Annotated in this window: 9 protein-coding genes; 7 read left to right on the forward strand and 2 right to left on the reverse strand. The window is 71.2% G+C overall.

The annotated features are described in order from the left end of the window. Positions 1-74 precede the first annotated feature (74 nt). The 4 genes from ACIBG7_RS28800 to ACIBG7_RS28815 all read left to right on the forward strand — a co-directional run bounded on the left by ACIBG7_RS28800 (position 75) and on the right by ACIBG7_RS28815 (position 6,255). On the forward strand, positions 75-1,367 hold the full coding sequence (locus tag ACIBG7_RS28800; protein WP_397338263.1) for an extracellular solute-binding protein: 1,293 nt from the start codon (positions 75-77) through the stop codon (positions 1,365-1,367). A gap of 91 nt (positions 1,368-1,458) precedes the next feature. Continuing rightward, positions 1,459-2,358: a sugar ABC transporter permease gene (locus ACIBG7_RS28805; protein WP_357921873.1), complete on the forward strand. Its 900-nt coding sequence runs from the start codon at positions 1,459-1,461 to the stop codon at positions 2,356-2,358. Beyond that, complete coding sequence (locus ACIBG7_RS28810) at positions 2,355-3,215, forward strand: carbohydrate ABC transporter permease (RefSeq protein WP_357921876.1); 861 nt, start codon at positions 2,355-2,357, stop codon at positions 3,213-3,215. Before ACIBG7_RS28805 ends, ACIBG7_RS28810 begins: the two co-directional genes overlap by 4 nt. 43 nt (positions 3,216-3,258) lie before the next feature. After that, positions 3,259-6,255, forward strand: coding sequence for a glycoside hydrolase family 3 N-terminal domain-containing protein (locus ACIBG7_RS28815; RefSeq protein ID WP_397338264.1), 2,997 nt, complete (start codon positions 3,259-3,261; stop codon positions 6,253-6,255). A gap of 91 nt (positions 6,256-6,346) precedes the next feature. On the opposite strand, the gene ligA is transcribed toward ACIBG7_RS28815, so the two are convergent. Further along, positions 6,347-8,437: an NAD-dependent DNA ligase LigA gene (gene ligA, locus ACIBG7_RS28820; protein WP_397338265.1), complete on the reverse strand. Its 2,091-nt coding sequence runs from the start codon at positions 8,435-8,437 to the stop codon at positions 6,347-6,349. A 45-nt stretch (positions 8,438-8,482) separates the two neighbouring features. Beyond that, entirely contained in the window at positions 8,483-8,806 is a 324-nt protein-coding gene (locus tag ACIBG7_RS28825) for a hypothetical protein (RefSeq protein ID WP_357921885.1), read from the reverse strand. 101 nt (positions 8,807-8,907) lie between these two features. Here ACIBG7_RS28825 and ACIBG7_RS28830 point away from each other — a divergent pair, with 101 nt between their 5' ends. The 3 genes from ACIBG7_RS28830 to ACIBG7_RS28840 all read left to right on the forward strand — a co-directional run bounded on the left by ACIBG7_RS28830 (position 8,908) and on the right by ACIBG7_RS28840 (position 16,456). Further along, on the forward strand, positions 8,908-9,402 hold the full coding sequence (locus tag ACIBG7_RS28830; protein WP_357921888.1) for a carbonic anhydrase: 495 nt from the start codon (positions 8,908-8,910) through the stop codon (positions 9,400-9,402). A gap of 7 nt (positions 9,403-9,409) precedes the next feature. Continuing rightward, a complete protein-coding gene (locus ACIBG7_RS28835; protein WP_357921891.1) occupies positions 9,410-10,213 on the forward strand; it encodes a glycerophosphodiester phosphodiesterase family protein in 804 nt (267 codons plus the stop codon). 330 nt (positions 10,214-10,543) lie between these two features. Further along, on the forward strand, positions 10,544-16,456 hold the full coding sequence (locus ACIBG7_RS28840; protein WP_397338266.1) for an RHS repeat-associated core domain-containing protein: 5,913 nt from the start codon (positions 10,544-10,546) through the stop codon (positions 16,454-16,456). Positions 16,457-16,478 lie beyond the last annotated feature (22 nt).

The raw sequence follows: 16,478 nt of genomic DNA on the forward strand, positions 1-16,478 counted from the left end.
AAGGCTTATATTGAAGTCCGTCAGAAGCCGCCGTAGGGTCTGGGCAATTCCAGGACCTACGGAGGTGCGGTTCTATGCGTTTGCAGCGCGGGCTGCTCGTGCCCTTACTCCTTCTCGCCGTGACGGCCTGCGGCGGCGGCACGTCGGGCAGCGGCGGCACCACCCCGGCGGCCTCCGGCGCGGCCGGCGGCGGCGCCAAGACCAAGATCGTCATCGGCACCTTCAACGACTTCGGCTACCAGTCGCTCTACCAGGAGTACGAGAAGGCCCATCCGGAGATCGACATCGTCGAGCGGGTGGCCGCCGCCGAGGAGCACCACCGGCGGGTGGCCACCAACCTGGCCACCGGCAAGGGCGCGGCCGACATCGAAGCCATCGAGGAAGGCTGGATCGGCCAGTTCAAGGCCAACCCCGACAAGTTCCACAACCTCACCGAGCTCGGCGCGGACAAGCTGGCGAGCCAGTGGCCGGAATGGAAGTGGAAGACCTCCCAGTCCAAGGACGGCCGCCAGCTCGGCCTCGGCACCGACGTCGGCGGCCTGGCCATGTGCTACCGGACCGACCTGTTCGCCAAGGCCGGGCTCCCCACCGACCGCGAGCAGGTCTCCCAACTCTGGTCCACCTGGGACGGCTACATCGAGACCGGCAAGAAGTTCGCCGCGGCCAAGCTGCCCAAGACCGCCTTCTTCGACGGCCCGATCGTGATGTACCGCGCCATCCTGGGCCAGGCGCCGACCGGGCTCTACGCCACCGACGACACCGTGGTCGTCGAGACCAACCCCGAGGTGCGCGCCGCCTTCGACAAGACCATCGAGGCGATCGGCGCCGGGCTCTCCGCGAAGATCACCGCCTGGTCGGCCGACTGGAACGCGGGCTTCCAGCGCGGCTCCTTCGCCACCATCGCCTGCCCCGCCTGGATGATGGCCTACATCCAGGAGCAGGCCAAGAACGCGGCCGGCAAGTGGGACATCGCCGCCATCCCCGGCGGCACCGGCAACTGGGGCGGCTCCTTCCTCACCCTGCCCAAGCAGGGCAAGAACCCCGAGGCCGCCTTCGCGCTCGCCTCCTGGCTGACCGCGCCGGAACAGCAGGCGAAGGTCTTCCGCGCCAAGGGCAACTTCCCCTCCACCAACAAGCTCTACAGCGACCCGGTGATCACCGACTTCGTCAACCCGTTCTTCAACGACGCGCCGGTCGGGAAAATCTTCTCCCAGTCGGTGGCGACCATGAACGCGCAGTACCTCGGGCCGAAGGCCGGGGACATCAACACCGCGATCAACAACGCGCTCACCCGGGTGGAGCAGGGCAAGCAGACGCCCGACGAGGCCTGGAACCAGGCCATGGCCGAGGTCAAGAAGATCCTCTGACCCCCTCGTCCGGACCCAGGCCGCCCGGTCGCGGCACCCGCGCCGGGCGGCCTGCCGTACCCGAAGCCCCCCACCACAGGAGGAACCCCAGGTGTTGCGATCCTGGCTCTACCGCCTGGACACCAAGGCGTCCCCGTACCTCTACATCCTGCCGTTCTTCGCCCTGTTCGCCGCCCTGTCGGCCTTCCCGCTGCTCTACACCGGCTGGGTGTCGTTGCACGACTGGAGCCTGCTGGAGGACGAGCACGCCTTCCTCGGCGCGGCGAACTACCTGACCCTCCTGGCCGACCCGGCCTTCTGGAACGCGCTGTTCAACACGGTGTCGATCCTCGTGCTGTCCACCGTGCCGCAGTTGCTGCTGGCCCTGCTGCTGGCGCACCTGCTGAGCGGCCGGCTGCGCGGCCAGACGTTCTGGCGGCTGAGCCTGCTGCTGCCCAACCTGACCAGCGTCGCCGCCGTCGCGATCATCTTCGGCCAGCTCTTCGGCCGGGACTACGGCCTGGTCAACTGGGTGCTGGGGGTGTTCGGGGCGGGCCAGATCGACTGGGCGGCCGGCACGGCCAGCTCGCACGCGGCCATCTCGGCGATGGTCATCTGGCGCTGGACCGGCTACAACGCGCTGATCTACCTGGCGGCGATGCAGGCGGTGCCGCAGTCGCTGCACGAGGCGGCGATCATCGACGGCGCGAGCAGCCTGCAGCGGCTGCGGAAGATCACCATCCCGGCGATCCGGCCGACGATCATCTTCACCGTCATCGTCTCGACCATCGGCGGGATGCAGATGTTCGCCGAGCCGCTGCTGTTCGGCGGCGGGCAGCCGGGCGGCGGCAACGACCACCAGTTCCAGACGCTGACGCTCTACCTGTTCGAGGCCGGGTTCGGCCGCTTCGACCTCGGCTTCGCCAGCGCGACCGCCTGGGTGATGTTCGCCCTGGTGCTCGTCGCCGCGGCGGTCAACTACCTGCTCATCCGCCGCATCAGGAGCACATGATGGACCTCACGCTCGCCCGGGTACGGCACGCCCGGCGCCGGGTGCGCCGGCCCGGCCGGCTGGCCTACCTGACGCTCGCCGCGGTCGCCTTCTTCTCGGCCTTCCCGCTCTACTACAGCGTGGTGGTCGGCTCGCTGGACAACTCGGCGCTCGGCCAGGTGCCCCCGCCGGTGCTGCCGGGCCCCAACCTGCTGAGCAACATCCAGCGCGTCTTCGCCACCGTCCCGTTCGACCTGGCGCTGCTCAACACCGCGGTGGTCGCGGGGGCGATCACGTTCAGCCAGATCCTCTCCTCCACGCTGGCCGGCTTCGCCTTCGCCAAGCTGCGCTTCCGCGGGCGCAACGGGCTCTACCTGGGCGTGGTGGCGACGATGATGGTGCCGACGCAGCTCGGGATCATCCCGCTGTACATGATGATGGCCGAGATCGGGTGGATCGACACCCTCTACGCGGTCATCGCGCCCAGCCTGGTCAGCGCCTTCGGCGTCTTCTTCATGGCGCAGTACCTCAGCGGCGCGATCCCCGGCGAGCTGATCGAGGCGGCGCGGGTGGACGGCTGCACCACCTTCGGGCTCTTCTGGCGGGTCATCCTGCCGCTGGCCCGCCCGGCCGCCGCGGTGCTCGGCATGCTCACCTTCATGAACGCCTGGAACGACTTCTTCTGGCCGCTGGTGGTGCTCAGCCCGGAGAACCCGACGGTTCAGGTAGCGCTCTCCACGGTGTCCAGCGGCTACTCCGTGGACTACTCGTTCGTGCTGGCCGCGACGACGGTCGGGACGCTTCCGCTGCTGGTCGTGGCGGCCGTGTTCGGGCGGCAGATCATTCAGGGCATCATGCACGGCGCGCTGAAGGGTTGACAGAGAGCGCTCTCTGGCAGATAACCGCTCCAAAGGAGGTCCCGTGAAGATCCTCACTACTGTCCTCGTGTTAGCCACGGCGCTCGTCGCCACCCCCGCACAGGCGGCAGCGCCGCTCACCATCACCGACTTCGAGAGCGACACCGTTCCCGCCGGGGTCGTCGGCTGGGGCAACGACGCCGCCTCGACCCCCGCGCTCAGCGTCGAGGCCGACGCCGAACGGCAGGGCCGGGTGCTCAAGACGACCTACTCCGTCGGCCAGTGGGGCGGCTGGTCGCACGACCTGAGCGCCACCCAGGACTGGTCACCGTACGAAGGCTTCTCCTTCTGGGTGAAGGGCACCGCCTCGGGCCAGCGCATCTTCTTCGAGGTCAAGGACGGCGGCGGCGGAGCGGGCAGCTCGGAGCTGTTCGAGTCCTCCTTCGTCGACGACACCGCCGGATGGAAGCAGGTCCAGACCCGGTTCACCGACTTCGTCCGCCGCGGCGACTACCAGCCCGGCGGCGCGCCCACCGACGGCCAGCTCGATCTGGTCGCGATGTGGGGCTACTCGATGCGCCTGCCCGCCGGGGCCAGCGGCGTGCTGCTCTGGGACGACGTCCAGGCCTTCGGCACCGCGCCGCCGCGCCCGGCCCGGCTGGCCACCGACCGGCCGGTCTACCAGGTGGACGAGGCGGGTACGGTCACCGTCCGGGTCAGCGTCTCGACCGCCACGGGCGCGCCGCTGCCCGCCGACGCCACCGTCCGCTACCGCACCGGAGCCGGTACGGCTACCGCCGGCCAGGACTACGAGCCGGCCGAGGGCACGCTCGCCTTCCCCGCCGGGACCGCCTCCGGCACGGCCAAGACCTTCACCGTCCGCACCCTGCGCGACGGCGACGCCGAGACCGCCGAGACGATCCCGATCCTGCTCGACGGCGAAGGCGTCAGCCCGCCCGCCGACGAACCGGCGATCGTGATCGACGCGCACGGCCTGCCGTACCTCGACCGGAAGCGGCCGGTCAAGCAGCGGGTGGCCGACCTGCTGAGCCGCATGACGCTCGCCGAGAAGGTCGGGCAGATGACCCAGGCCGAACGCGGCGCCCTGGCCAAGCAGGACGACATCGCCACCTACCTGCTCGGCTCGCTGCTATCCGGCGGCGGCTCCACCCCCGCCACCAACACGCCCGAGGCGTGGGCGGACATGGTCGACGCCTTCCAGCTCCGTGCCATGCAGACCCGGCTGCAGATCCCGATCATCTACGGTGTGGACGCCGTGCACGGGCACAACAACGTGGTCGGCGCGACGATCTTCCCGCACAACGTCGGCCTCGGCGCGACCCGCGACCCCGAGCTGGTCGAGCGGACCGGCGCGATCACCGCCAAGGAGGTCAAGGCCACCGGCATCCCGTGGGACTTCGCGCCCTGCCTGTGCGTCTCCCGTGACGACCGCTGGGGCCGCGCCTACGAGTCCTTCTCCGAGGACCCGCACCTGGTCAGCCGCATGACGACGATCATCGGCGGACTGGAGAAGAACGGCGTGCTGGCCTCCGCCAAGCACTACGTCGCCGACGGCGGCACCGCCTACGGCTCCTCCACGACCGGCGACTACACCATCGACCAGGGCGTCTTCACCGGCAGCCGGGACGAGCTGGAGAAGATCCACCTCGCGCCCTTCGCCGAGGCGGTCAAGCGCGGCGTCGGCACCGTGATGCCCAGCTTCTCCAGCGTCGGCGACACCAAGATGCACGCCCACCGCGAACTGATCACCGACACCCTCAAGGGCCGGCTCGGCTTCAAGGGCTTCGTGATCAGCGACTGGCAGGCCATCGACCAGATCCCCGGCGACTACGCCTCCGACGTGCGCACCTCGATCAACGCCGGACTCGACATGATCATGGTGCCGCACGCGTACGTGCAGTTCACCCAGACCCTCACCGACGAGGCCACCGCCGGACGGGTGAGCGCCGCGCGCATCGACGACGCCGTCTCGCGCATCCTCACCAAGAAGTTCGAGCTCGGCCTGTTCGAGCGGCCCTACGCCGACCGCTCGGGCCTGGCCGCCGTCGGCTCGGCCGCCCACCGCTCGGTCGCCCGTACGGCTGCCGCCAAGTCGCAGGTGCTGCTCAAGAACGACGGCGGGCTGCTGCCGCTCAAGCCCGGCGGCAAGCTGTACGTCGCCGGATCCAACGCCGACGACCTCGGCAACCAGGCCGGCGGCTGGACCATCACCTGGCAGGGCAGCTCCGGCCCGATCACCGAGGGCACGACCATCCTGCAAGCGATCAAGAAGCGGGCGCCGGACGTCACCCACTCCCCCGACGCCTCCGCCCCCATCGACCCCGCCGCCACCGGCGTCGTCGTGGTCGGCGAGCGGCCCTACGCCGAGGGCTTCGGCGACGTCGGCCGCCAGGGCCGCACCCTCGACCTGTCCCCCGCCGACCGGGCGGCGATCGACAAGGTGTGCGGGGCGGTCAAGTGCGTGGTCGTCGTGGTGTCCGGGCGTCCGCTGCTGCTCGGCGAGCTGTCCGGGATCGAGGCCGTCGTGGCGGCGTGGCTGCCGGGCAGCGAGGGTGACGGGGTGGCCGACCCGCTGTTCGGGGCCGTGCCGTACACCGGGCGGTTGCCGTTCACCTGGTTCAGCTCGGTCGAGCAGCTGCCCATCAACGTGGGGGACGCGACCTACGCGCCGCTCTTCCCCTACGGCTGGGGACTGCGGACCGACCGGGCGCGTGACCGGCTGGTGGCGGCGCGGGACTCCCTCGCCCGGGGCGACGGACCGGCCAAGGCCGCCGCCGCCGCGCTCGCCGTGGCGTTGCACCGGTCGTGGTGGACCGCCGACGGGGCCGTACGGGACTCCCGCAAGGTCGTCCTCGGCCTTCGCACCGCCGCCGCCCTCCTGGAGCGGTCGCGGACCGGCACCTTCGCCCAGGGGAACGCGATCGTCTCCGTCGCCCGCGACCTCGCCCAGGCCGGCTCCGTGCCCTACCCGCGCCAGGCCCTGGCCGACCAGGCTCTGGCCCAGGGCGACCTCACCCGAGCCCTCACCCTCCTGACCTGACCCTCTCTGCTCTCTCAACCGAGGGCGGCGGCGCCCCACCCGGGGCCGGGACGCCGCCGCCCTCCCTCACCGACCCGGCCTGGGCCGAGGCTCAGAGGACGGGCCGGACCAGGTCGGCGAACTCCTCCGGGCTGACGATCCGGACGCCCAAAGACTCCGCCTTGGCCCGCTTGGACCCCGCCTTCTCCCCCGCCACCAGCAACGACGTCTTGGCCGACACCCCGGACGACGCCTTCCCCCCGGCCCGCTCGATGAGCTCGTTCATCTCGTTGCGCGACAACGCCTCCAGCTCCCCGGACATCGCCCCGGTCACCACCACCGACATCCCGGCCAGCGGCAACTCCAGCTCCCCCGCCTCCACGTCCGCACCGGCCGCGGCAGCGACGGCCAGCCCACCCTCAGGCACCCCGGGCTCGGTCATGTTGACCCCCGCCGCCACCAGCTTGTCGATCAGCGGCGCCAGCTCGGCCAGCTCCGCGACCACGACCGGCGCCTTCTCCGGCCCGATCCCCTCGACCTCCTGGATGGCCGCGGCGTCGGCGGCCCGGATGGCCGCCATGGTCCCGAAGTGCCGCGCGATCCGCCGGCTCATCGACCGCCCGGTCCCCCGGACGCCCAGCGCGCAGAAGACCCGGCTGAGCGGCTGCGCCTTGGCCCGCTCGAAGGCGGCCAGCAGGTTGTCGGTGCTGACCGCGCCCATCCGCTCCAGCCCAAGCAACTGCTCCCGCGTGAGGTAGAACAGGTCCGCGAAGTCGGCGATCAGCCCGGTGTCGAGCATCTGCTTGATCCGGTTGTCGGCCAGCCCCTCGATGTCGAGCTGGTCGCGCCCGGCGGCGTAGCTGATCGAGGCGATGGCCCGGCAGCCCCGGCCGCGCACGCACCGCCAGCGCTCCTGGCTGGTGTCGATGGCGTCGCCGCAGGACGGGCAGACCTCGGGGATGGGGATCGGCCGCTCGTCGCCGGTGCGCAGGTGCACCACGGGCGCCTCGACCCGCGGGATGACGTCGCCCGCCTTGTAGACGGTCACGGAGTCGCCCAGCATGAGCCCGCGCCGCCCGATGTCGGCGACGTTGTGCAGGGTGGCGTAGGTGACGATCGAACCGTCGAGCTCGACCGGCTCCAGGACGGCCCGCGGGGCGATGACGCCGGTGCGGCCGGTGTTCCACTCCACGCCGACCAGCTTGGTGATCTTCTCGGTGGCGGGCAGCTTGTAGGCCACCGCCCAGCGCGGCGCCCGCGAGCTGAACCCGGCGGCGGCCTGGTCGGCGGCCAGGTCGCACTTGACGACGATGCCGTCGATGCCGAACTCCAGGTCGGGCCGCGCGGCGGCGATCTGCTCGACCCGGACCTGCGCCTCCGCGATCGTGGCCACCACGGTGCCGGCGACCGGGGTGACGGCCGTGGTCTGCACGCCCTGCCCGGCGACCCAGGCCATGACCTCGCTGTGCGGCCACTCCCGCAGGCCGGCCGCCAGCTCGGACGTGTCGTCGGGGTAGGGCAGCGCGCCGTACCCGAAGAAGGTCTGCTCGCAGACGTAGGGCCGCTCGCGGGTGCGCAGCGAGCCGGCGGCGGCGCTGCGCGGGTTGGCGAAGGTGGTGCCGTCGTGCGCCTGGCGTTTGGCGCAGGCCTCCTCGAACTGGGCGGTGGTCATCATGACCTCGCCACGCAGCTCGATCGTCACCGGGTCGGTGAGGCGGCCGGGCAGGCCGAGGATGGTGCCGATGGCGTGGCTGACGTCCTCACCCGCGACGCCGTCGCCGCGGGTGACGAGCTGGACCAGGCGGCCCCGCCGGTAACGGGCCGAGATCGCCAGGCCGTCGAGCTTGGGCTCCACCGCCCACGCGGTCACCGGTCGGCCGATGCGCCGCTCGACCGAGGCGGCCCAGTCGGCGAGCTGTTCGGCGCCGAAGACGTTGTCGAGGCTGAGCATCGGGGTCAGGTGGGGCACGTCGCCCACCACCGCGCCGCCGGCCACCTTGCCCGTCGGCGACTGCGGCAGCACCTGCTCGGGGTGGTCGCGCTCGTACGCCTCGATGCCGCGCACCAGGCGGTCGTAGGAGTCGTCGTCGAGGGTGGAGGTGCCGTCGGCGTAGTAGGCCGCCGACGAGTCGAGGGCGAGCTGGACCGCCTCGGCGTAGGCGGTCTCGTCGGCGATCACGGTGATGGGAGGCGCGTCCTTCATGACCCCTATCCTGCCTGGTGGCACCGACAATTCCAGGCCCGCGGACTAGTCGGAGGCGGCGTCCTGCGGGAGCCGGCCGGCCAGGTCCAGCAGGAGCTCGGCGGGCTCGCCGCCGGTCCATTCGGCGATCCGGCGGCGGGCCTGCTCGTCGGGCTCGAAGTCGTCGAGGCCGTGCGGTCCGAAGTGGCCCGCCTCCCGCAGCAGCAGGAGGAGCGAGTCGTCCTCCGGCAGGCTCTCGGCGTAACAGGCGGCGTCGAGCAACGCCAGGGCGCGGCGGGCGTTGCGCCCGTCGTCACGGGGCTCGACCCGGTCGAGGCTGCGCCGCGCGTGCGCCCGCAGGCAGGCGGCCAGCGATTGAGTCCTACTCACGGCAACATATCTTCACGCATCGTCATGCTCCCAGGTGAGAGCTTTCCAAACCTGGGAGCCCCGGCAACCGTCAGGAAACGTGCATGGGGGATCATCTCTCCATGAGCGCATTCGACGACGTGCTGTCCGCCAACGCCGACTACGCCCGCTTCTTCGGGGAATCCGGGCTGACCGGCCGGGCCGCGCGAGGCCTGGCCGTGGTGACCTGCATGGACTCCCGCATCGACCCCCTCGGCCTGCTGGGGCTGAAGCCGGGCGACGCCAAGATCCTGCGCAACGCCGGCGCGCGGGTCACCGACGACGTCCTCCGCACCCTGGTCCTGGCCGTCTACCTGCTCGGCGTGGAACGGGTGCTGGTGATGCCGCACACCGACTGCGGCATGTCCAAGGTGACCGACGAGGACGTGCACGCCCTCACCCAGGCGCGGGGGGTGGACACGCGCAGCCTGGAGTTCCACACCGTCCCGGACCAGGACGCCGCGCTGCGACACGACCTGACCCGCATCCGCACCAGCCCCTTCCTGCCCGAGGATCTGCCGGTCGGCGGCGCGATCTACGACGTCCGCACCGGGCGGCTACAGTCTGTAGATATATAGTCACTTTGTGCTAGCTGTCGTATCACTCCTGGTCACGCTCGATCTCCTCGTCGTGGCGCACCGCGGCGCCTCCGCGGTGGCGCCGGAGAACACGCTCGCCGCTTTCAAGGCAGCCGGTACGGCAGGCGCCGACATGTACGAGCTCGACGTCCGCACCACCAAGGACGGCGAGCTCGTCGTGCTCCACGACTCCACCCTGGAACGCACCACCGACGCCGAGGAGCTCTACCCCGACCGCGCCCCGTGGCGGGTCAGCGACTTCACCCTCGCCGAGATCCGCCGCCTGGACGCCGGCAAGTGGTTCGGACCGAGGTTCGCCGGCCAGCGCGTCCCGACGCTGGCCGAGGCGATCGAGGCCATGCGCACCGGCCCGGCCGCCGTGGTCGTCGAGGTCAAGAAGCCCACGCCCGAGATCGAGCCCCGCCTGGCGGACGTCCTGGCCGAGGCGCCCTCCGACACGATCGTGCAGAGCTTCGACTGGGAGTTCGTCCGCCGCCTCCAGACGCACGCGCTGCGGGCGGTGCTCGGCACGGTGCCGGCGGCACGCCTGCCGTACGTGGCGGGTTTCGCCGACTACGTGAACGTCCCGCACCAGACGGTCACGCCCGCCTACGTGAAGACCGCCCACCGGCTCGGCCTGAAGGTGATGGCCTACACGGTCAACCGGCCGAGGGTGATGCGCCGGATGCTGGCCGCGGGCGTGGACGGATTGCTGACCAACAAACCGCGCGCGGCGCGCCGGGTCGCGGACATGACGCCGATCTTCGACGAGTTGCGCAACGTCCTGGGCGAGATGAAGCGCAAGGCATAAGTCTTTCCCATAACACCAAACTATGCCCCGGGCCATTGTCACGGCTTTCACCTGGCTGGAACGGTGCATCGGTTATTCACTTTTCCCGCGACCGAACATAATCCTGGTTGCAGCGCTTCCGATCGGCTGCTTTCTTGAAAGCCTGCCGATCACAAACGGGGGTGACCTGCAATGTTACTCAGTCGATTTCGGCGTGCCCGAATAACGGGCGCAGTATTATCCGTCGCACTTCTGGCCTCGGTCCTGGGGCCCGTCCGTCCCCTGCCCGCGAAGGCGGAAACCCCGGCCGCGGCGCAGACCCAGCAGACCGGCGCACCCGAGCAGCGGCCCATGCCGCCCGGAGTCCGCCCCGACAAGGCCGTCGATCCGGCCCACCGGCCGCCCGTCCTTCCCCCGGGCGCCGCCGCGGACGGCGAACCGGCCGAGGTGGCCGAGGCCCGCTGGAGCGCCCTCACCTCGAAGAAGGCCGCCACGGCGGCCGACGACGCCTTCACCGGGCTGTCGCTCCGGCCCGGGTTCGTGATCGGCGACACCTCGCTGGTCCTGTACTTCTCCTCCGGCCAGGTGGACCCGTCCTGGACCGGAGCCCGCGTGCGGCTCTACGACGCGGCCTCGCAGACCGAGCAGGCCTCGACGCTGATCCCGCGCGCCGACCTTCCCCCCTCCCCCACCTGCGGCGGAGCGGGCGAGTTCTGCCGCTCCTTCGGCACGGCCGACGGCTGGACGCTGGAGGTGGGCAAGGAGTACTTCGTCACCGTCTCGGCGGTCTACGGCGACGGGCGCGAGGTCGCCTCCCCGCCCTCCGGCCAGGCCGGTCCCCGGCTGACCGAGGACCCGCCGCCGGTGCCGAACGAGCAGGCCGCCGGCTGCGGCTGCGGCAACGCGCTCGCGCTCACCGCCGCCGGGCAGGCCGGACGCGCCCAGGGCGTCAACACCGGCACCGGCGCCTACGTGCGGACCGAGCAGGACCTGGCCATGGACTCCTTCGGCCCGGTCTTCGCCTCCAGCCGCACCTACTCCTCGATGAACCGCGGGCCCGGGCCGTTCGGCCCCGGCTGGGCGTGGTCCTACGACATGCGCGTGACCCCCGGCGAGGACGGCGTGGTCACCGTACGGGCGGAGGACGGCGCGCAGGCGAAGTACACGCCCGACGGCAACGGCTACAAGCGGCCGCCGGGCGTGCGCAGCACGCTGGCCAAGTCCGGCGACGGCTGGGTGCTGACCACGCCCCGGCAGGTGCGCTTCGGCTTCGACGCCCAGGGCCGGCTGACCTCGGTCACCAACGCGCGCGGCGTCGGCGTCAAGCTCGCCTACGAAGGACTGGGCGTCAACATCACCGACGCCTCCGGCCGCGTCGTCGAGGTGCGCGTCGAGGGCGGGCTGATCCGCCAGATCAGCCTGCCCGACGGCCGGCACGTCTCCTACTTCTACGCCGGCGGCCTGCTCAGCTCGGTGATCGACCCCCGCGGCTTCACGTGGAAGTACACCTACCACGCCAACAGCCTGCTGGCCTCGGTGATCGACCCGCACAACGTGGCGATCGTCAGCAACGTCTACGGCGCCGACGGCCGCGTCACCGAGCAGAAGGACGGCCTGGGCAAGCCCACCCGCTTCGAGTGGAACGCCGGCCGCCAGGAGGCCAAGACCACCGACGCCGACGGCGTGGTGGTCTGGGACGGCTACCGCGGCAACACCCTGGTCTACTCCCAGCGCGGCACCGGCGACTCCGACAACCACCGCTACGACCGCTCGCTCAACCGCAACCTGGTCGTCAACGCCGGCCAGCACCAGCACGAGGCCACCTTCGACGCCAACGGCAACCGGACCGCCTCGACCGCGCCGCAGGGCTTCTCCGAGAAGACCAGGTTCGACGAGCGCAACAACCCGACCGAGCACACCGACGCCAACGGCGAGGTGTGGAAGGACACCTACAACGAGTACAACGAGCTCGTCCGCAGCGTGGACCCCGAGGGCAACGAGGTCCGGCACGAGTACGACTCGCGCGGGCTGCGCGTGTCGACGACCGACCCGCGCGGCAAGGTCACGCGCTACGAGTACACCGCCCAGGGCCAGCTCAAGTCCACGATCCTGCCCACCGGGCGGCGCGACGAGCGCGTCTACGACACCACGGGCCGCCAGATCGCCGCGATCGACGGCCGGGGCACCGCGCCGGGCGGCAACCGCAACGCCTACACCACGCGCTACGGCTACGACGCGCAGGACAACCTGGTCAGCACCCTCGACCCCGGCAAGGCCGGCGCCTGGCGCACCGGGTTCGACGAGACCGGCCGGGTCGTGCGCAAGCAGACCCCGACCGGGCAGACGACCAACTACTTCTACCTGGCCAACGGCCTGCTGCAGAAGGTCGACAACGAGCGCCGCACCAGCGTCATCACCTACAGCGAGGCCGGGCGCCGCCTGACCACCCAGGTGCTGCTGCGGACCCGCGCCCCGATCGTCACCAGCTACGGCTACGACGCCAAGGGCCTGCTCAAGACGGTCGTCTCCCCGCGCGGCAACGAGCCGGGCGCGAACAAGGCCGACTTCACCACGACCTACTTCTACGACTACAACGACAACCTCGTCCGGATGCGCCGGCCGTACCCCGGCGGGGGCTTCGTCGACCAGGACGTCAAGGTCGACCCGCTCGACCGCACCACCGGCAAGGTCGACGAGCTCGGCAACGAGCAGTCCTTCACCAGGGACGACGCCGGGCAGCTCACCCAGGTCACCGACTCGCTGGGCCGTACCACCAAGGCGGGCTACGACAAGGCGGGCCGGCAGACCTCGACCACGGACGCCGGCGGCGAGACCACGCGCACCGAGTACGACGCGGCCGGCAACCGGATCAAGGAGATCAGCGCCACCGGCGGCGTCACCACCTGGAAGTACGACGACGACGGCCGGCCGATCGCGATGACCGAGCCGCGCGGCAACGTCGAGGGCGCCGACCCGGACCGCTACACCGTCCGCTACGAGTACGACGCGGCCGGCAACCACGTCAAGACGATCGACCCGCTCGGCGGCGCGACGACGCTGACCTACGACGCGAGCAACCGCGTCGTCGCGGTCACCGACGCCAAGGGCCGCACCACGCACCAGACCTACCGCGAGGACAACCTCCCGGCGACCCTGCACACCCCGGACAGCCCGTACAACCCGGCCGACCCGGCGGCCCGCTCGACGGTGTACTCCTACGGGGTGGACGGCTTGCTCGAAGCCGTCCGCGACCCGATGGGGCGCTACGTCCGGATGGCCTACGACGACGCCGGCCGCCTGATCACCAGGGCCGACGCGCTCAGCCGCCGCATCGAGATCAGCTACGACGCGGAGAGCAACCCGGTCTCCGCGATCGCGATCAACGGCCCCGAGTGGCTCTCGCCGGAGGAGCGCGCCAAGCGGACCGTCACCAGCACCTACGACATCCTGAACCGGCGGGTGAAGTCCACCCTCGGCTCCGAGGGACCGGTCTACACCTTCGCCTACGACGCCAAAGACCGGACCGTCGGGTACGGCGACCCGGCCGGCGTGCGCGAAGTCGCCTACGACGACGAGGACCAGATCACCTCGGTCCTGCGCAAGACCGCCGGCCTGGCCGACGAGCGCTTCGCCTACACCTACGACGAGCGCGGCAACATCGCGACCCGCGAGTACCCCGACGGCACCAAGGTCACCGCGACCTACGACGCCGACAACCGGGTCACCTCGCACACCGTGGCCGGCGGCGTCGCCGGCTCGGCCGCCAAGTGGGAGTTCGGCTACGACCCGGCCGGGCGCCGGACCAGGACCACGCTGCCGAACGGCCTGGCCGCCGAGGCCGCCTACGACCCGGCGGGCCGGCTGACCAGCCTGGTCACCGGCCGCGAGGGCCAGCCGCCGGTCTCGGCCTTCCAGCTCACCCTCGACCCGCTCGGCAACCCCACGCGCGTCGTCACCACCCGCGGCGAGCGCAACGAGTCGGTCGCCTACACCTACGACAACGTCAACCGGATCACCTCGGCGTGCTACTCGGCCACCAGTTGCGCCACCGGCAGCCCGATGGCCGGGCGCATCGACTACGCCTACGACCTGATGGGCAACCGCCTCAGCCAGAAGCGGTCCGGTACGGCGGGCAACGACACCACCACCTACACCTACGACGCCGCCAACCAGCTCACGAAGGAGACGGTCAGCAAGCCCGGCAGCGTCGTCAGCCGCGACTTCGCCTACGACGTCAACGGCAACCAGGTCCGGGCGGGCGCCGACCGCTTCACCTACACGCTGGACAACAAGCTCGCCTCGGCGACGGTCAACGGCAAGAGCACCACCTTCACCTACGACGCGCAGGGCCTGCGGCTCAGCGCCACCGGGGCCACCGGCACCCAGCGCTGGAGCTGGGACACCAACGGCTCGATCCCGCAGATCGCCCTGGACACCACCTACGACCAGGCCGGTTCGGTCATGTCGCGGCAGGGCTTCACCTACGGTCCCGGCGACGAGCCGCTGGCGCTGCTGACCGGGGGCGCCGCGCACGCCTACACCCACGACTGGCTCGGCGGCGTGGCCAACCTGCTCTCGCCGTCCGGCGAGGTCGAGGCCGGCTACGACTACGACCCCTTCGGCAACCCGCGCACCGGAACCACTCTGTCCGGTACGGCAGGCGGCCCCGCCAACCCGATGAAGTTCCACGGCGCCTACCAGGACGACAGCAGCGGGACCGGCAACTACTACCTGCGCGAGCGCACCTACAACCCGGGCACCGGCCGGTTCACCTCGACCGACCCGCAGCCCAGCGGCCTGGCGGCCACCTCGCCCTACACCTACGCCGCCAACAACCCGATGGTCTACACCGACCCCACCGGCGCCGTGCCCGACGCGGGCGCGACCGGCGGCGGCGACCCGGCGACCATCGAGACCGGGCCCAGCCCCGAGGAGGTGGCCAAGGCCCAGCAGCTCCAGAGCAAGTCGATCCTCGACGTGATCCTGGAGGCGGGCGGCCAGATCCTCATGGAGGTCCTGGGGATCAACGACATCATCAACTGCCTCCAGGGCGACCTCGGCGCCTGCGTCTCGGCCGTCGTCGGCTCGCTCCCGTGGGGCAAGATCTTCAAAGCACCGAAGATCATCGGGGCGATCTGGCGGGCCGGCAAGGCGGTCGTCTCCTTCCTCCAGGAACTCAAGTGGGCCCGCGCCATCCTCGCCAAGGCCGAGAAGGCGGCCGAAGCCGCCAAGGCCGCCGCGGCCAGGGCGGCACGGGAGGCCGCGGAGAAGGAGGCCGCGCTCAGGGCGGCGGCCGAGGCCGAGGCCAAACGCCTGGCCGCCGAGGCCGCCGAACGCGCCAGAGCCCAGGCCGCCCGGGCCAAGGCCAGCACCAAGACGCAGAACCCGTCCTCCCGGCCGTCCATCGGCGACTCCTGCAAGACCGGCAACAGCTTCACCCCGGGCACGCTGGTCCTGCTCAGCGACGGCACCGCCAAGCCGATCGAGTCGGTACGGCTCGGCGACACCGTCCTGGCCACCGACCCGGCGACCGGGGAGACCGTCGCCAAGCCGGTCGTCGGCCAGATCACCGGAGACGGCGACAAGCGCCTGGTCCGGCTGGTGGTGAGCTCAGGGGAGCTGGTGGCCACCGACGGGCACCCCTTCTGGGTCGCCGACAAGGACCGCAAGGACGCTCGCGGCAGCGGCAAGGGCCGCTGGGTCAAGGCCGGCGACCTCCGGCCCGGCATGTGGCTGCGCACCAGCGCGGGCACCTACGTCCAGCTCGCCGCCGTCGAACGCCGCGACGCCCGGCAGCGGGTGCACAACCTCACCGTCGCCGACCTGCACACCTACTACGTCGTCACCCGCGGCACGCCCCTCCTCGTCCACAACTGCCAGGTCGACTACGGCGGCAACGACCTCAGCCGGGCCGTCCTGCAGGAACGGCTCCGGACCGGCAACCGCGGCAACAACGCCGCCGCCGTCCGGGTCCGCAACGCCGACGGGACCGACCGGATCGAGGTCGCCTTCTCCTCCAAGGGCCGGGGCAACCACGCCGAACTCAAGCTGATGCGGCAGTTCGGCGACGCCATCCAGGAGGCCTACTCCGAGTTCCGCCCGTGCACCGGGACCAACCAGTGCCGAAAAGCCCTGGCCGACGCGGGCATCCCGACCTCCTACACCTGGGACTGGTCAACCTCCGCCGCCGGGGCCACGGCCCGGGCGGACAAGAAGAAGGCCATCGCCTCCCTCTTCGCCGACGCGATAGCCGGGCGCTGGTAAAGTCCCCGCTTGACCCCGGCCT

This window comes from Nonomuraea sp. NPDC050328 (assembly GCF_044459405.1).
Taxonomy (GTDB): domain Bacteria; phylum Actinomycetota; class Actinomycetes; order Streptosporangiales; family Streptosporangiaceae; genus Nonomuraea.

Bases quoted from the DNA above. Each gene is read 5' to 3' on its own strand.
- ACIBG7_RS28800 (WP_397338263.1), top strand. From the start codon at position 75: ATGCGTTTGCAGCGCGGGCTGCTCGTGCCCTTACTCCTTCTCGCCGTG.
- ACIBG7_RS28810 (WP_357921876.1), top strand. From the start codon at position 2,355: ATGATGGACCTCACGCTCGCCCGGGTACGGCACGCCCGGCGCCGGGTG.
- ligA (WP_397338265.1), bottom strand. From the start codon at position 8,437: ATGAAGGACGCGCCTCCCATCACCGTGATCGCCGACGAGACCGCCTAC.
- ACIBG7_RS28830 (WP_357921888.1), top strand. From the start codon at position 8,908: ATGAGCGCATTCGACGACGTGCTGTCCGCCAACGCCGACTACGCCCGC.
- ACIBG7_RS28840 (WP_397338266.1), top strand. From the start codon at position 10,544: ATGCCGCCCGGAGTCCGCCCCGACAAGGCCGTCGATCCGGCCCACCGG.